This window comes from Streptomyces cyslabdanicus, from assembly GCF_052663305.1.
Map to the genome: position 1 here is coordinate 86,856 of NZ_JBQRUW010000004.1, position 15,691 is coordinate 102,546.

Annotated in this window: 9 protein-coding genes; 3 read left to right on the forward strand and 6 right to left on the reverse strand. The window is 71.4% G+C overall.

Going from position 1 to position 15,691, the window contains the following annotated elements; translation table 11 throughout:
- Window positions 1–201: 201 nt before the first annotated feature.
- A complete protein-coding gene (gene pepN, locus ACTYVM_RS03935; RefSeq protein ID WP_445524559.1) occupies window positions 202–2,829 on the reverse strand; it encodes an aminopeptidase N in 2,628 nt (875 codons plus the stop codon).
- Between the two features lie 112 nt (window positions 2,830–2,941).
- On the opposite strand from pepN (ACTYVM_RS03935), the gene ACTYVM_RS03940 reads away from it, so the two are divergent.
- A complete protein-coding gene (locus tag ACTYVM_RS03940) occupies window positions 2,942–3,448 on the forward strand; it encodes a DUF1203 domain-containing protein (RefSeq protein ID WP_445524560.1) in 507 nt (168 codons plus the stop codon).
- Window positions 3,449–3,496: 48 nt separating this feature from the next.
- Here ACTYVM_RS03940 and ACTYVM_RS03945 read toward each other — a convergent pair whose 3' ends face one another.
- The 4 genes from ACTYVM_RS03945 to pepN (ACTYVM_RS03960) all read right to left on the reverse strand — a co-directional run bounded on the left by ACTYVM_RS03945 (window position 3,497) and on the right by pepN (ACTYVM_RS03960) (window position 12,240).
- A complete protein-coding gene (locus ACTYVM_RS03945) occupies window positions 3,497–4,513 on the reverse strand; it encodes an aspartate-semialdehyde dehydrogenase (RefSeq protein ID WP_445524561.1) in 1,017 nt (338 codons plus the stop codon).
- Window positions 4,514–4,753: 240 nt separating this feature from the next.
- Complete coding sequence (locus tag ACTYVM_RS03950) at window positions 4,754–8,080, reverse strand: S8 family serine peptidase (protein ID WP_445524562.1); 3,327 nt, start codon at window positions 8,078–8,080, stop codon at window positions 4,754–4,756.
- A gap of 294 nt (window positions 8,081–8,374) precedes the next feature.
- Window positions 8,375–9,436, reverse strand: coding sequence for an amino acid adenylation domain-containing protein (locus ACTYVM_RS03955; RefSeq protein WP_445524563.1), 1,062 nt, complete (start codon window positions 9,434–9,436; stop codon window positions 8,375–8,377).
- Window positions 9,437–9,639: 203 nt separating this feature from the next.
- On the reverse strand, window positions 9,640–12,240 hold the full coding sequence (gene pepN / locus ACTYVM_RS03960; protein WP_445524564.1) for an aminopeptidase N: 2,601 nt from the start codon (window positions 12,238–12,240) through the stop codon (window positions 9,640–9,642).
- Window positions 12,241–12,375: 135 nt separating this feature from the next.
- Here pepN (ACTYVM_RS03960) and ACTYVM_RS03965 point away from each other — a divergent pair, with 135 nt between their 5' ends.
- Window positions 12,376–13,050, forward strand: coding sequence for a mycothiol-dependent nitroreductase Rv2466c family protein (locus tag ACTYVM_RS03965; RefSeq protein ID WP_445524565.1), 675 nt, complete (start codon window positions 12,376–12,378; stop codon window positions 13,048–13,050).
- Window positions 13,051–13,211: 161 nt separating this feature from the next.
- On the opposite strand, the gene ACTYVM_RS03970 is transcribed toward ACTYVM_RS03965, so the two are convergent.
- Window positions 13,212–14,594 (reverse strand): amino acid permease, encoded by a 1,383-nt coding sequence (locus ACTYVM_RS03970; RefSeq protein ID WP_445524566.1) that lies wholly within the window; start codon window positions 14,592–14,594, stop codon window positions 13,212–13,214.
- Window positions 14,595–15,001: 407 nt separating this feature from the next.
- On the opposite strand from ACTYVM_RS03970, the gene ACTYVM_RS03975 reads away from it, so the two are divergent.
- The gene (locus ACTYVM_RS03975) at window positions 15,002–15,583 is read left to right on the forward strand and encodes a biotin transporter BioY (protein WP_400025149.1); all 582 of its coding nucleotides are present in this window, start codon (window positions 15,002–15,004) and stop codon (window positions 15,581–15,583) included.
- Window positions 15,584–15,691: the final 108 nt, after the last annotated feature.

Sequence of the window (15,691 nt, forward strand, 5' to 3'; positions counted from 1 at the left end):
TCTCCATGAGCGGGCAGGGCGGTCGGCCCGCCCGCTCGGCGTCCGGGGTGAGGACCGTGCCGCCGTCTGGTACGGCCGGCCCCCGCGCCGAGAGCTTCGTGAGCGGCACGGCAGGCCCGCGCCTTTCCTGTTTCCCCGCGAGAGCGGAACAGGGGGCGCCCGGTCGAGCACCGGGCGCCCCCTGTCACCGCAGGGTCGGTGTTACGACCGCGCCGCCGCGTCCGCCGCCTGGGCCTTCAGGGCGCGCTCGACGCCCGACCGCGACTCCGCGACCAGCCGGCGCAGGGCGGCGTTCGGCCCGGCCGAGGCCTGCCACGCGTCGGTCTTGCGCAGGGTGTCCTCGGACACCTGGACCGACGGGTACAGTCCGACCGCGATCTGCTGGGCGATCTCGTACGACCGGGACTCCCAGATGTCCTCGACCACCTCGAAGTACCGGTCGGCGTACGGTGCGAGCAGCTCCCGCTGGTCGGTCTGGACGAAGCCTTCGATGACCGCCTCCTGGACGGCGTTCGGCAGCTTGTCGGAGTCGATGACCGACGCCCACGCCTCGGCCTTGGCCTCCGTCGTCGGACGGGCCGCCCGCGCGGTGGCCGCGTGCCGCTCACCGGCCGCGGTCCTGTCGCGCTCGTACTCGCCCGCGATCTCCGCCTCGTCGAACCGCCCGACGGCCGCCAGCCGCTCCACGAACGCCCAGCGCAGCTCCGTGTCCACGACCAGGCCCTCGACGGTGTGCGAGCCGTCCAGCAGGGACTCGAGCAGGTCCAGCTGCTCCGGCGTGCGCGCGGTCGCCGCGAAGGCGCGCGCCCACGCCAGCTGGTGGTCGCTGCCCGCGTCCGCCGCGCGCAGGTGCGCCAGCGTGGCGTCCGTCCAGCGGGTGAGCAGGGCCTCCCGGGCGGCCGGGTCGGAGTACAGGTCGACGGCCAGCTTCACCTGGCGGTGCAGCGACTGCACGACGCCGATGTCGGACTCCTTGCCGATCCCGGACAGCACCAGCGACAGGTAGTCGCGGGTCGCCAGCTCCCCGTCCCGGGTCATGTCCCAGGCCGACGCCCAGCACAGAGCGCGCGGCAGCGAGGACTCGAAGTCGCCCAGGTGCTCGGTGACGACGGCCAGCGACGCCTCGTCCAGGCGCACCTTGGCGTACGACAGGTCGTCGTCGTTGAGCAGGACGACCGCCGGACGGCGCCGGCCGGCCAGCTGCGGCACGGCGGTCAGCTCGCCGTCCACGTCCAGCTCGATCCGGCCGTCCGCGGCGCGCACCAGCTTGCCGCTCGCCGCGTCGAGGTCGTACAGGCCGACCGCGATGCGGTGCGGGCGCAGGGTCGCCTCGCCCTTGGCGCCGGCGGGCAGGGCGGGGGCCTCCTGGCGGATCGCGAAGGAGGTGATGACGCCCGCCCCGTCCTCACCGTCTGTCTCGATCTCCGGACGCAGGACGTTGATCCCGGCCGTCTCCAGCCACTTCTTCGACCAGGTCTTCAGATCGCGTCCGGAGGTCTCCTCCAGCGCGCCCAGCAGGTCGGACAGGCGCGTGTTGCCGTACGCGTGCCGCTTGAAGTACGCCTGCACGCCCCGGAAGAACTCGTCCATGCCGACGTACGCCACCAGCTGCTTGAGCACGCTGGCGCCCTTGGCGTAGGTGATGCCGTCGAAGTTGACGAGCACGTCGTCCAGGTCGCGGATGTCCGCCATGATCGGGTGGGTGGAGGGCAGCTGGTCCTGCCGGTACGCCCAGGTCTTCATCTGGTTGGCGAACGTGGTCCACGAGTGCGGCCACTTCGAGCCGGGGGCGTACGCCATGCAGGCGGCCTCGGCGTAGGTGGCGAACGACTCGTTCAGCCACAGGTCGTTCCACCACTCCATGGTGACCAGGTCGCCGAACCACATGTGGGCCAGCTCGTGCAGGATCGTGGTGGCCCGCGCCTCGTACGCCGCGTCGGTCACCTTGGACCGGAAGACGTACTGGTCGCGGATGGTCACCGCGCCCGCGTTCTCCATCGCGCCCGCGTTGAACTCGGGCACGAAGAGCTGGTCGTACTTCTCGAACGGGTAGGCGTAGTCGAACTTCTCCTGGAACCAGTCGAAGCCCTGCCGGGTCACCTCGAAGATCGCGTCCGCGTCGAGGAACTCGGCCAGCGAGGGCCGGCAGTAGATGCCGAGCGGGACCGACTGCCCGTCCTTCTCGTACACGCTGTGCACGCTGTGGTACGGCCCGACGATCAGCGCCGTGATGTACGTCGAGATGCGCGGCGTCGGCTCGAACACCCAGACGTTGTTCTCGGGCTCGGGGGTCGGCGAGTTGGACACGACCGTCCAGCCCTCGGGCGCCTTGACCGTGAACTGGAAGGTGGCCTTCAGGTCCGGCTGCTCGAAGGAGGCGAAGACCCGGCGGGCGTCCGGGACCTCGAACTGGGTGTAGAGGTAGGCCTGGTCGTCGACCGGGTCGACGAAGCGGTGCAGGCCCTCACCGGTGTTGGTGTACGCGCAGTCGGCGACGACCCGCAGCACGTTGCGGCCCTGGAGCAGGCCAGGCAGGGCGATCCTGGAGTCCTCGAAGACCTCGGCGGGGTCCAGGGACTCGCCGTTGAGGGTCACCTCGTGGACGGCCGGGGCCACCAGGTCGATGAAGGAGGCGGTGCTTCCGCCGTTCTCGGCTTCGCTCGAGCGGGAGGTGCCCCCACCCGCGACGTCGAAGCGCACCGTGGTCACGGACCTGTAGGTGCCGCCCTCCTGCGCGCCGGAGAGGTCGAGATCGATCTCGTACGAGTCAACGGTGAGCAGCTTCGCCCGCTGCTGCGCCTCTTCGCGAGTCAGGTTTGTGCCAGGCACGCGGTCATCTCCTCGTGATGTGTGGATTGCGCCATCCTTCCACGTGACGCGCGCGGAGCGCGACGACCGGAATGCGCCGGTGGCCGGGTCGGCGGGGCGCGAGCCTGGACGCATGACGACACTGAGGGAAACGACGGGACACGGCGCGCGTGCCATCGCACCGGCCACGCTGGCGCAGCTGCGGGAGCGGGACGACGCCGGACGCCCGGCGGCCCCGTTCACCGACGAGGAGGGCGGCGCGCCCCTGCGCTGCTGTCTGCGCAGGAGCGTGCCGGGGGAGCGGATCGCGCTGGTCACCTACGCCCCGCTGCGACGCTGGGCGGCCCGGACGGGCGCCACCCCGGGGGCGTACGACGAACAAGGGCCGGTTTTCGTCCACGCGCGGGAGTGCGCGGGGTCGGTCGGCGAAGGCCACCCGTTCACCAACGCCCACCGTGTGGTCCGGCGCTACGGCGCCGACGGGCGCATCCTGGGCGGGCGGCTGGCCCAGGAGGGCTCCGCGCGGTTCGACGCGGCCTTCGCGGAAGCGTTCGACGACCCGGCCGTGGCGCTCGTCCACGTCCGGGCCGTCGAGTACGGCTGCTTCCTCTACGAGGTGCGCAGGACCGGTGACCGGTGACCGGCCTTCGGGCCGACCGGCCTTCGGGCCGACCGGTCCTCGAGCCGGCTAGCCCTTGAGCTCCGCCGCCACCAGCTCCGCGATCTGCACCGCGTTCAGGGCCGCGCCCTTGCGGAGGTTGTCGTTGGAGATGAACAGGGCCAGGCCGTTGTCCACCGTCTCGTCGCGGCGGATGCGGCCGACGTACGACGGGTCCTGGCCGGCCGCCTGGAGCGGCGTCGGGATGTCCGAGAGGGCGACACCGGGGGCGCCGGCCAGCAGCTCGGTCGCGCGCTCCACGTCGATCGGGCGCGCGAAACGGGCGTTGACCTGGAGGGAGTGGCCGGAGAAGACGGGCACGCGCACGCAGGTGCCGGACACCTTCAGCTCCGGGATCTCCAGGATCTTGCGGGACTCGTTGCGGAGCTTCTGCTCCTCGTCGGTCTCGTTCAGGCCGTCGTCGACGAGGTTGCCCGCGAAGGGGAGCACGTTGAAGGCGATCGGGCGCTTGTAGACGGACGGCTCGGGGAAGTCCACGGCCGCGCCGTCGTGGGTCAGCCTGTCGGCCTCCGCGACGACCTTCTGGGTCTGGCCGTGCAGCTCGGCGACGCCCGCGAGGCCCGATCCGGACACCGCCTGGTAGGTGGCGACGACCAGCGCCTCGAGACCCGCCTCCGCGTGCAGCGGCTTGAGGACCGGCATCGCGGCCATCGTCGTGCAGTTCGGGTTCGCGATGATGCCCTTGGGGCGGTCGGCGATCGCGTGCGGGTTCACCTCGGACACCACCAGCGGGACGTCCGGGTCCCTGCGCCACGCCGAGGAGTTGTCGATCACCACGGCGCCCTGCGCGGCGACCTTCTCGGCCAGCGCCTTCGAGGTCGCGCCGCCCGCCGAGAACAGCACGATGTCCAAGCCGCTGTAGTCCGCGGTGGCCGCGTCCTCCACCGTGACCCCGTCGAGGACCGTTCCCGCCGAGCGGGCCGAGGCGAACAGGCGAAGCTCGGTGACCGGGAAATCGCGCTCCGTGAGGATGCCGCGCATGACCGTGCCGACCTGACCGGTGGCTCCGACGATTCCGATCCTCACGGGGACTCCTTCTGCTCACTTCACTGGTTCCGCGTACGCGGTACGCGGACGACGCTTCCATCATGCGTCTGTCCCGGGCCGGTCTGTCCAATCATCGCCACGTAGTGGGACGGACCGGGACGGGGCGGTGCGGGACGGCCCGGTGGCTGGGCTCCGCGGCGAACGCTCCGCCGCACACGCAAGGGGCGGGCTCCGAGTGGAGCCCGCCCCGCCGTCACGTACCGGAGGTGGAGACCGCCGTTACGGGACGACCTTGCCGATCTTCACGCTGCCGACGCCCGCGACGGTGTCCCGGGTGTTCAGCACCTGGACCTCGCCGAAGAACTCGCGGCCCGCGGGGGCCGACGCGTTCGCGACGACCTCGGCGGTGATCTGCGCCGTGCCGTTCGGGGCGAGCGAGTACACCTTCGACTCGTCGACCTTCACCGAGCCCAGCGCCGCCGAGTAGTACACGTCCCGGTAGTCGTAGGCCGTGGTGCCGGCCGGCACCGAGTAGGCGTCGACCAGGACGGTGTAGGTGCCCGCGGCGGGCTTGGCGATGGAGACGGACTCCTCCGAGCCGCCCGCCGCCGAGTAGGCGACGCGCGTGCCGGCGGCGTTGTACACGTAGAGGTCCAGGTCGGCCCCGGCGTCCGAGACGTTGCCGATGGCGATGTCGAGGCGCTCGGCACCCGCGGGCACGTCGACGGTCAGGTACTGCTCCTCGCCGTCACGGATGGTGGGACGGTCCGACTTCGCCGAGCCCAGCGAGCCGCCCTTCAGCTTGGCGTCCAGCCCGGCGAGCTTGTTCGTCAGCGTCCAGGTCACGGGGGCCGGCGTACCGGCCTTCGCCTCCTCGACCGTCTGCACCGCGGGGTCGAAGTCCAGTCCGTACACCGCCGCGTTCAGCGTGAACGGGTTGTCCAGCAGCGGCGAGGTGCGACGCGCCTCGACCTCGATCTCCCAGACGCCCGGCATCGGGCTGGCGTACGAACGCACGTCCGGACGGCAGGTGTTGGCCGGGTTGTAGTTCGGGTAGCAGCTCGGGGTCGAGGTGTCGTCCACCGGGGTGCCGTAGGGGTGGATCGCGATGAAGCGGGTCTGGCTCTGGCCCTTGAGCCCGCTCATCGAGACCTCGAGGGTCTTCGCGCCCTGCGGGACCGTCACGAAGTACGACAGCGTGCTGTTGCGCTGCGCGACACCGGAGACCGAGTAGGCGTACGACGGCTTGGCGATCTCCGTGGAGACCACCACGGTCAGCATGATCTGCTTGTCCACGCCCTCGGTGCCGCGGTCGTCGACCTCGAGGATCGCGCTGTGCACACCGGCGGAGCCGGGCTTCGCCTCGATCTTGACCGTCACCGGCTTGTTCAGCGGCAGCGAGACCTCGGGCGAACCGACGATCTTGAAGGTGCCGTCGCCGTTCTGCAGGCTCAGGTGGTGCTTGACCGAACCGGTCTGGCCCGTCGTGCGGGTGACCTGGACCTCGTAGGTCTTCTTCTGGCCCTTCTTCAGACCGCCCTCGCGGTCGTACAGGCCGGTGCCGAAGTCGGGGGTCTCCAGTGCCCAGGACAGCGAGGTGCTGACCGGGGCCTTGACCGTGTACTCCTGCGCCGAGGCGCCCTTCTCGATCGACTTCCAGGCCTTGACGATGTCGATCAGGCCCGCGCCCTCGCTGTGCGGCTGCTCGCCCTTGATGTGCTGGGCGGTCGAGGTCAGCGCGGTGCGGAGCTTCGCCGGGGTGAGGTCGATGTGCTTCTGCTTGGCCGCGGAGAGGAGCAGCGCGGACGCGCCGGCCGCCTGCGGGGACGCCATCGAGGTGCCCTGGAGCATCGAGTAGCCGGCCGGCAGCGAGTAGCCGGCCTCGGCGACCGGGCCGCCGGGCAGCCAGGTCTGGGTGGTGTTGATGGCCGCGCCGGGCGCCGAGATGATCGGCGCGAAGCCGCCGTCCTCACGCGGACCGCGCGAGGAGAACGGCATCATGGAGTACTTGGTGTCCATGATGGAGCCGTAGTTGGCCGCCCAGGTCTCCTTGGAGATGCTCGCGCCGACCGAGAGGACCTTGTCGGCGAGGCCGGGGTCACCGATGGTGTTCAGGCCCGGGCCGCTGTTGCCCGCGGAGATCACGAGCTGCACGCCGTAGGTGTCGATGAGCCGCGTGTACAGCTTCGCGCGGGCGTTGTTGCCGTCGTTGAGCGCCGGCAGGCCGCCGATGGACATGTTGACGATGTCCACGCCGCGGTTGGCGACGAGGTCGATCATGCCCTCGGTGAGCGCGACGTTGGTGCAGCCGCCGTTCCAGTTGCAGGCCCGGGAGGAGACGATCTTCGCGCCCGGGGCGGCGCCGTTCATCTTGCCGCCGAACAGGCTGTTGGCGGCGGTGATGCCGGCGACGTGCGTGCCGTGCTCGGACTCGATCACACCGATGTTGACGAAGTCGGCCTTCTGACCGATCCAGGACCCGCCGTAGGGGTCCATCGCCACGTCCTTGCGGATCTCCACGACGAACGGCACGCGCAGGTCGGCGCCGGTGGCCGGGTCCTTCTTGTCCTGGCCGAAGTAACCGACCTGGTAGCCGTCCTTGTACGGCTTCATCGGGACGTCGTCCGTGAAGTCGTTGTTGTTGTTCAGGTCGACGCGGACGGTGCCGTTGGCCGGGTCGTACAGGACGCCCCACACGCTGGTGGTCTTGCCGTCGCGGTCCAGGTCGCCGTTGGCGTCGCCGCCCTTGGTCGCGGACTCGCTGAAGGTGTTGAACAGGAAGTTGCCGCTCGGCGCCTTCCAGGTCTTGCCGCCCGCGGTGAACTGGGGACCGGTGACGCCGGTGGTCATCGGCCGCCAGGTGCCGTCGCCGTCGACGATCGGGTCGGTGGCGGTGACCCAGTCGACGATCTTGCGCTCGCCGGTGGTGGTCTTCTGGAGCGCCGGGTGGCCGAGATCCACGCCGGAGTCGAGGATGCCGATGGTGATGCCCCGGCCGTCCGCCTTCGGGTTCTTCTTCACGAAGTCGACGGCGCCCGTCTCGAAGGACGGGTTGTACGGGTTCTCGGCGGGGGTGTTCTTGTCCGGCGCCGGGTAGGTGCCCTTCCCCTTGTCCTTGCCCTTGTCCTTGCCCTGGGCGGTGTCCGCCTCGGGCCTCGGGTCGTCGAGCGGGATGTCCTGCTTCAGGTCGATGGCCTGTACGGAGGACAGCTTCGTGGCGGCGTCGATCACCGAGTCCGCCTTGTCCGTCGGCACGGTGGCGCGGACGTAGCCGAGCTTGTCGTAGGTGCGGCCCACGGCGCCGCCCCTGACGGCGTCCAGCTGCTCGGCGACCTGCTCGGTCTTGCCGGGCTCGGTCGCGATCATCATGGTGACGTTCTTGGCGCCCTCGGCCTTGGCCTCGGCGAGCAGTTCGGCGCCGGCCGAACCGAACTTGTGGTGGCGCGCCGACTTGGCGGTCGGGTCGGCGGACGCGGGGCCGTCCTGGGCGACGGCCAGGGGTATCGGGCCGGCCACGGAGAGCGCGGCCACCACGCCGGCGGCCATGGCGATGCGGGCCAGGCGTCTCGCGCCCGTGATCGGTGCGCGCTGGGGGTCGGGGGTCATCGGCATCCCTTGCAGGTAAAGGAACCAAGCGAGGTGCGATCGAGGTCGATCGCGATCGTCCGGATTTCGGGGTCGGATGATCGCTCAGCTTTACCCAAGGGAAAGATGTTTGACGAGACTTGGTCTTGTCGGGATGGAAGCATGGCGTACTTCCGCCATGCGCCACGAGAGGCATAGAGGCCCAAACCGTGCCACTTCCCTCGACGGCGCGGGGCCCCAACCGCCCCTGCCGGCACGGGCGTTCACTCCGTCGCGCCCGGACCTGCCCGACGTGCCCCCGTGGGCGCCCGGCCGCTACCGGGGAAGCACTGCCACGGATGCGGCAGGATCGCGGTCGGCGGCTGCCATCAGGGCGGTGCGGACGACGATCGCCTGCTGGTCCAGGGACTCCCGAAGCTTCCTGGGGCTGATGTGGACGACCGTGATGCCCAGCCGCTCCAGGTGCTCGCGCCTGCGGGCGTGTTCGGAGCACGGGGACCCGTCGTCGGGCCGGCCGCCCGGGCGGGGTGCGCGGGTGTCCAGCTCCAGCGCGACCGCCTGCTGTGGCCAGTAGGCGTCCACGCCGCCGAGACGGGGCCCGCCCGGCAGGCGGAGGTCCACGTTCCAGACCGGGTCCGGCAGGCCGTGCTCACGCACCATCCGGTACAGCCGGCCCTCCGCGAGCGCCCGCCCCTCCGCCAGCAGCAGGTCCACCGCGTCCACCACGTACGGCCGGCCAAGCAGCCCGGCCCCGGCCAACTCGCGGACCACGGCGGACGGCTCGCAGTACCCGCCACGCACCGCCTCCGTCAGCAGCCGCTGTACCGTGCCCGCGTCGGACAGGCCGGCCACCGCGTCCGCCAGGGCGCGCGGCACCGGCGCGACCGGCAGACCCGTGACCGCCTCGGCGGCGGGCAGCCCGGCCGCCCGGACGATCCGCGCGCAGCCGGCCGAGCGCAGCCGCCGGCCGCGCTCCACCAGGACGTCGATCTCCTCCAGCGCCGGCAGGCCGGGAGACGTGGCGAAGCCGTGCAGGGTGAGCGCCGCCAGACCGGTCACCATCACGTCCGCGTACACCGGGCGCTGCGGATCCCCGGCGGTCGGCTGCGCCGGCACCCCGGCGGCCGTGCGCGGAAGGGGCCCGCGCGCCGCGTACAGGAGGACCGCGTGCAGCCGTTCCTCACTCGTCGGTGGGCCGGGATGGAGCAGGAACACCCCCGGCAGGAGCTGCCGCCAGGGCCCGCCGGCGCGGCACCGCACGGCCGCCTCGGCCGCCGACACTCCGTGCTCGCGCAGCTGAGCGGCGGTCAGGACCCGGCGGGGCGCCTCGGCCAGATGGTGCAGGGGGCGGGGGGAGAGCGGGGTTTCGTGGTTCATGTCCGGCACGTTCCCCGCCCCGTGTCCGGCCTTCAACCGCTGTTACAGGCCCGTCGACAAACCTGGACAAGCCCGCCCTGAAGGACGGTTGTTCGGATGCCGGAAACCCCTGATCCCCACGCGGGTGGACCAGGGGTTACGGCGAGCCGGGCACGCATCTTGTAACAGCTGAGGCGCGCCCGACCGTTGGCCAGAACTACGGCTCAGGCAGCGGAGGTTCCGGCCGCCGCGTCGCACGCCTGTCCGCGCAGTGCCCGGGCCAGGTCGTCCCGGGCCTCCAGCACCAGGCGGCGCAGGGCGGGAGCGGCTCCCTCGTGCGCGGAGAGCCACGCGTCGGCCGCCTCCACCGTCCCCGGCGAGTCCTGCAACGCCGGGAAAAGACCCTGCACGACATCCATGCCGATCTGGATGGACCGCTCGGTCCACACCCGCTCGATCGCCTCGAAGTACCTCGACGCGTACGGCGCGAGCAGCTCCCGCTGGGAGGCCTGCCCGAAGCCCGCGATCGTCGCCTCCACCAGCGCGTTCGACAACGCGTCGGAGTCCACCACCTGCTCCCAGGCCCGCGCCTTGACGTCGGCGGAGGGCCGCGCGGCCAGGCAGCGCACCTGGTGCCGCTTGCCGGAGGCGGTGTCGTCCCGGGCGAGTTCGGCGGCGAGCGCCTTCTCGTCCGCCACCCCGTGCGCCGCCAGCGGTTCCAGGAACGCCCAGCGCAGCTCCTGGTCGACGTCCAGGCCGGCGATCTCCTCCGTGCCGTCCAGCAGCGACTTCAGCAGCTCCAGGTCGCCCGGCGCGGAGGCCGTCGTGGCGAAGAAGCGCGCCCACGCGAGCTGGTGCTCGCTGCCCGGCTCGGCCTGCCGCAACTCGGCCAGCGCGCCCTCGGCCAGCGCCCGCCCGCCGGTCTCCCGCCACTGCGGCGCCGCGTAGTGCACCAGCGCCGACTCCGCCCAGGCGTGCAGCATCTGGAGCACACCGATGTCGGTCTCCCGGCCGGCGAAGCGCAGCACCAGGTCGACGAAGTCCCGCGCCGGCAGCAGCGCGTCCCGGGTCAGGTTCCACAGCGCCGACCAGCACAGCGCACGGGCCAGAGGGTCGGTCAGGGCGCCCAGGTGCTCCCGCAGGACCGCCAGCGAGGTCTCGTCGAAGCGGATCTTGCAGTAGGTCAGGTCGTCGTCGTTGACCAGCACCAGATCGGGCGCGTCCGCACCCGCCAGCTCGGACACCACCGTACGGGCGCCGGCCACGTCGGTCTCGGCACGCGCGTACCGCTCCAGCGCCCCCACCTCGGACCGCTGGTACAGGCCCACCGCCACCCGGTGCGGGCGCAGCTCGGGGTGGTCCGCCGGGGCGATGGCAGAGGCCTCCTGCACCACCGCCAGCTCCTCGATCCGGCCGTCGGCGCCCAGCACCACCTGCGGGGTCAGCGAGTTGACCCCGGCCGTCTGGAGCCACGACCGCGCCCACGCGCCCATGTCCCGGCCGCTGGTCTCCTCCAGCACCGCGAGCAGGTCGCCCAGCCGGGTGTTGCCGTAGGCGTGCCGCTTGAAGTAGCGCCGCGCGCCCTCCAGGAACGCGTCCTGGCCGACGTACGCCACCAGCTGCTTGAGCACCGAGGCGCCCTTGGCGTAGGTGATGCCGTCGAAGTTCAGTTTGGCGTCCTGCAGGTCACGGATGTCCGCGGTGACCGGGTGCGTGGAGGGCAGCTGGTCCGCGCGGTACGCCCAGGCCTTGCGGCGGTTGGCGAAGGTGATCCAGCCGTCCGTGAAGCGGGTCGCGCCGACCAGCGAGAAGGAGCCCATGAAGTCAGCGAAGGACTCCTTCAGCCACAGGTCGTCCCACCACTCCATGGTGACCAGGTCGCCGAACCACATGTGCGCCATCTCGTGCAGGATCACGTTGGCCCGGGCCTCGTAGGAGGCCTGCGTCACCTTCCCGCGGAAGATGTACTCCTCCCGGAAGGTGACCAGACCCGGGTTCTCCATGGCGCCGAGGTTGTACTCGGGCACGAACGCCTGGTCGTACTTGCCGAACGGGTACGGGTAGTCGAAGTAGTCGTGGAAGAAGTCCAGGCCCTGCTTGGTGACCAGGAAGACGTCGTCGGCGTCGAAGTGCCTGGCGAGTCCCTTGCGGCACAGCGCGCCCAGCGGGATCTCCAGCCGCGTGCCGTCCTCGAACACCCGCTCGTAGGAGTCCGTGACGTAGTGGTACGGGCCCGCGACCACGCAGGTGATGTACGTCGAGATCGGCTTGGTCTCGGCGAACCGCCACACCCCGTCCTGGACCTCGCCCGCCCCGTTGCTCCACACCGTCCAGCCCTCCGGCGCCCGCACCTCGAAGCGGTACGGCGCCTTGAGGTCGGGCTGCTCGAAGTTGGCGAAGACCCGGCGGGAGTCGGCGGGCTCGTACTGCGTGTAGAGGTAGACCTCGCCGTCCTCCGGGTCGACGAAGCGGTGCAGGCCCTCGCCGGTGCGCGAGTAGGCGCACTGCGCGTCCACGACGAGCTCGTTGTCGGCGGCCAGGTCCTCCAGGAGGATCCGGGAGCCGTCGAAGACCTCGCTGGGGTCGAGGTCCCTGCCGTTGAGCGAGACGGCGGTGACGCTCGGCGCGAGCAGGTCGGCGAAGCTCGACGCGCCCGGCTCGTTGCAGCGGAACCGGATCGTCGTCACGGACCGGAACGTCCGCGGACCGTCCCCGGTGTCCTCGCCCACCGCGGACCGTACGTCCAGGGACACCTCGTATCCGTCGACGGACAGCAGGGCGGCCCGCTCCCGGGCCTCGTCGCGGGACAGATTCTCACCGGGCACAGGCGGCACTCCCTCGGATGGTTTCACGATGTGGACAGCACCGATCCTGCCATGCGGGTTTGCCGCGCGGCAGCCGGGAATGCCGTACGCGATCGTTGATGTTGGCACTTCAACGACCCCTTACCGAGGAGAGCCATGTCCGAGACCGCCTCCGCCGCGACCCCGTCGTCCGGCAAGACTCCCGTCGACTTCTGGTTCGACCCGCTGTGTCCCTGGGCCTGGATCACGTCCCGGTGGGTGCTGGAAGTGGAGAAGGTGCGGGACATCGAGGTCCGCTGGCACATCATGAGCCTCGCGGTGCTCAACGAGCCGAGGCTGGACGAGCTGCCCGAGGAGTACCGGGAGCTGCTGACCACCAAGGCGTGGGCGCCGGTCCGGGTGGTCACCGCGGCCTGGCAGAAGCACGGCCATGACGTCCTCGGCCCGTTGTACACCGCGCTCGGTACCCGCTTCCACAACCGCGGCGAGGGCCCCACCCGCGAGGCCCTGGTCGCCGCGCTCGAGGAGGTGGGCCTGCCCGCCGACCTGATCGAGTACGCCGACCAGGAGGACTTCGAGTTCGACGCCGAGCTGCGCGCCTCGCACAAGGAGGGCATCGAGAAGGTCGGCCAGGACGTCGGCACCCCGGTCATCGCGGTGCCCGGCCCGGACGGCGAGCAGCTCGCCTTCTTCGGCCCGGTCGTCACCCCCACCCCCAAGGGCGAGCAGGCCGCCCGGCTCTGGGACGGCACCCTCGCGGTCGCCTCCGTCCCGGGCTTCTACGAGATCAAGCGCACCCGCACGGTGGGACCGGACTTCAGCAACCTGTGACCCGACAGGTCCGCGACCTTCGACCCGTCACCCTCTGAGCCGTCCGGTCACCCTCTGAGGCGTTCCGATCGGCGAAAGCCCCCGCGAGTCGCCTTCTCGCGGGGGCTTTCTCCTGCCCGTGGGGGCTTTCTCTCCGCTCCGGGGCGACGCCCGGCGCCGGGTCAGCTCCGGGTGCGCGTGCGCTGCCGGACGTACCCGATCGCCGCCAGGAAGATCGTCATGCCGCCCGTCGAGTACAGCTGCACCCGGGTGCCGGACTCACCGGCCATGAGGACGAAGACCGCCGCCATACCGGCCAGGGCCACCCAGGTCAGCCACGGGAACGCCCACATCCGGACCGCCAGCTTCTCCGGCGCCTCCTGCTCCAGCCTGCGGCGCAGGCGCAGCTGCGAGACGGCGATGAAGATCCAGACGACGAGGATCACCGCGCCGATCATGTTCAGCAGCCAGGGGAAGACGTCGCTCGGCCGCCAGTAGCTCAGCAGCACGCAGACGAAACCGAAGACGGAGCTGGCGAGCACCGCCGGCCGGGGCACCCCGCCGGACACCTTCGCCAGCGCCTTCGGGCCCTGACCGCGCTCGACCAGCGAGTACGCGATGCGCGAGGAGCCGTAGATGTTGGCGTTCATCGCACTCAGCAGCGCGACCAGCACCACCACGTTCATCAGCTGGCCGGCCCCGGGGATGCCGAGGTGGTCCAGCGCGGCCACGTACGGGCCCCTCCCGACGACCTCCTCGGAGTCCCAGGGGACGAGCGTGACGATCACCGCCATGGAACCGACGTAGAACAGCGCGATGCGCCACATCGCCGTGCGCACGGCACTCGCCACACCGCGCACCGGGTTCTCCGACTCGGCCGCCGCGATGGTGACCGTCTCCAGGCCGCCGTAGGCGAAGACGGAGGCGAGCAGGCCGACGACCAGGCCGTGGCCGCCGTGCGGCAGGAAGTCGGTGAGGTTCGAGGCGCCCGGGGAGTGCGTGCCGGGCAGCACGCCCGCGACGGCCAGCACGCCGAGGACCAGGAACAGGGCGATCGCGCCGACCTTCAGCGCGGCGAACCAGAACTCGAACTCGCCGAAGTTCTTCACCGCGGCCAGGTTCGTGCCGCAGAACACCACCATGAACAGCGCCACCCACACCCACTCCGGCGTGCCCGGCAGCCACCCCGTGACGATCTTCGCGGCGCCCATGCCCTCCAGACCGACCGCGGTGCACAGCAGCACCCAGAACGACCAGCCCGCGGTGAAACCGGCCCACGGGCCGAACGCCCGCTCGGCGTGCGCGGAGAACGAGCCCGACGACGGATACGCGGCCGACATCTCCCCCAGCATCCGCATGACCAGCATCACGAGCGTGCCGGACAGGGCGTAGGCGACGACGATCGAGGGTCCGGCGGCGGCGATGCCCGCGCCGGAGCCGACGAACAGGCCGGCGCCGATCACACCGCCGAGGGCGATCATCGACAGGTGGCGCTGCTTCAGACCGTGGGACAGGGAGGCGTCGTCCGCCCGCGGGGGCGTTTCGACACGGGTGCTGCTTGGCATGGGCGGCTCGTCCGGTGGGGGGCGGATTCGAAAGCCCCCACAGTCTGGGCGGCCGCCGCACCGCGAAGGATCGGCCGCTCACCATCCGGACGCGCTCCGTGCACAGCGTGAGACGGCGACTACCCCGCGCCGGGTGGCCGCGGCCGCGGCGCGGTGCGAGGTGCCGTGCATGATCGAGCAGCCGGGCCGTTTGGCGGGATCCTACAGTCGCGCTTCCCTCGGCGAGCGGGGCGGAAACCGCGTCAACTCAGTGACAGGCGTCACGCCCCACCGGGTCTACGGCCGCTCCTTTGTGTGGAACCGACCAAGCGTCCGTTCCCCCCTTGTCGGGCGCTGACGGTGATCGTCGCGCCGCCGCTGGGATAGCGTCACGCTGTCCCGAACCGTCCTCACCCCGCGGAGTCCCCATGAGCACCGCTGCCGCCGCCCCCGCCCGTACCGGGGTCGTCCTCGCCGACCTGCTGCCCTCCTCCCGTGTCCGGGACGCGGCCCTCGTGGTGGGCGGCGCCGCGCTCACCGGACTCGCCGCCCAGATCTCGCTGCCCGTGCCGCACTCCCCGGTGCCGGTGACCGGCCAGACCTTCGCGGCGCTGCTCGTGGGCACCACGCTGGGCGCCGGCCGCGGTTTCCTCTCCCTGGCGCTGTACGCGCTCCTGGGCGCGGCGGGTATGCCGTGGTTCGCCGGCGGCGCCTCGGGCGTGGGCTCCGTCTCCTTCGGCTACGTGGTCGGCATGCTGCTCGCCGCCACCGTCGTGGGCGCCCTGGCCCGCCGCGGCGGCGACCGTAACGTCTGGCGCACGGCCGGCACGATGGTGCTGGGCCAGGCGGTCATCTACGCGGTCGGCGTGCCCTACCTGGCCCTGGCCACCGGCATGTCCGCGTCCGCCGCGCTCGCCGCCGGCCTCGTCCCGTTCCTGATCGGCGACGCCCTCAAGGCCGCCCTGGCGATGGGCCTGCTCCCCACCGCCTGGAAGCTGGCCGGCAAGTGACCGTCCGCTTCGCCAAGTCGTAGTCCCCACCGGAAGAGGCCCGGGGGGGGGGGGGGGATTGGGTCGGATCTTCTCCCGCTCCCTTTTTTCTTTCCTTCCTTTTTTCCC

What these genes read in the sequence shown, in the direction of transcription:
- ACTYVM_RS03940 (WP_445524560.1), top strand. Translation starts at nt 2,942, where the DNA reads ATGACGACACTGAGGGAAACGACGGGACACGGCGCGCGTGCCATCGCA.
- ACTYVM_RS03950 (WP_445524562.1), bottom strand. Translation starts at nt 8,080, where the DNA reads ATGACCCCCGACCCCCAGCGCGCACCGATCACGGGCGCGAGACGCCTG.
- ACTYVM_RS03955 (WP_445524563.1), bottom strand. Translation starts at nt 9,436, where the DNA reads ATGAACCACGAAACCCCGCTCTCCCCCCGCCCCCTGCACCATCTGGCC.
- ACTYVM_RS03965 (WP_445524565.1), top strand. Translation starts at nt 12,376, where the DNA reads ATGTCCGAGACCGCCTCCGCCGCGACCCCGTCGTCCGGCAAGACTCCC.
- ACTYVM_RS03970 (WP_445524566.1), bottom strand. Translation starts at nt 14,594, where the DNA reads ATGCCAAGCAGCACCCGTGTCGAAACGCCCCCGCGGGCGGACGACGCC.
- ACTYVM_RS03975 (WP_400025149.1), top strand. Translation starts at nt 15,002, where the DNA reads ATGAGCACCGCTGCCGCCGCCCCCGCCCGTACCGGGGTCGTCCTCGCC.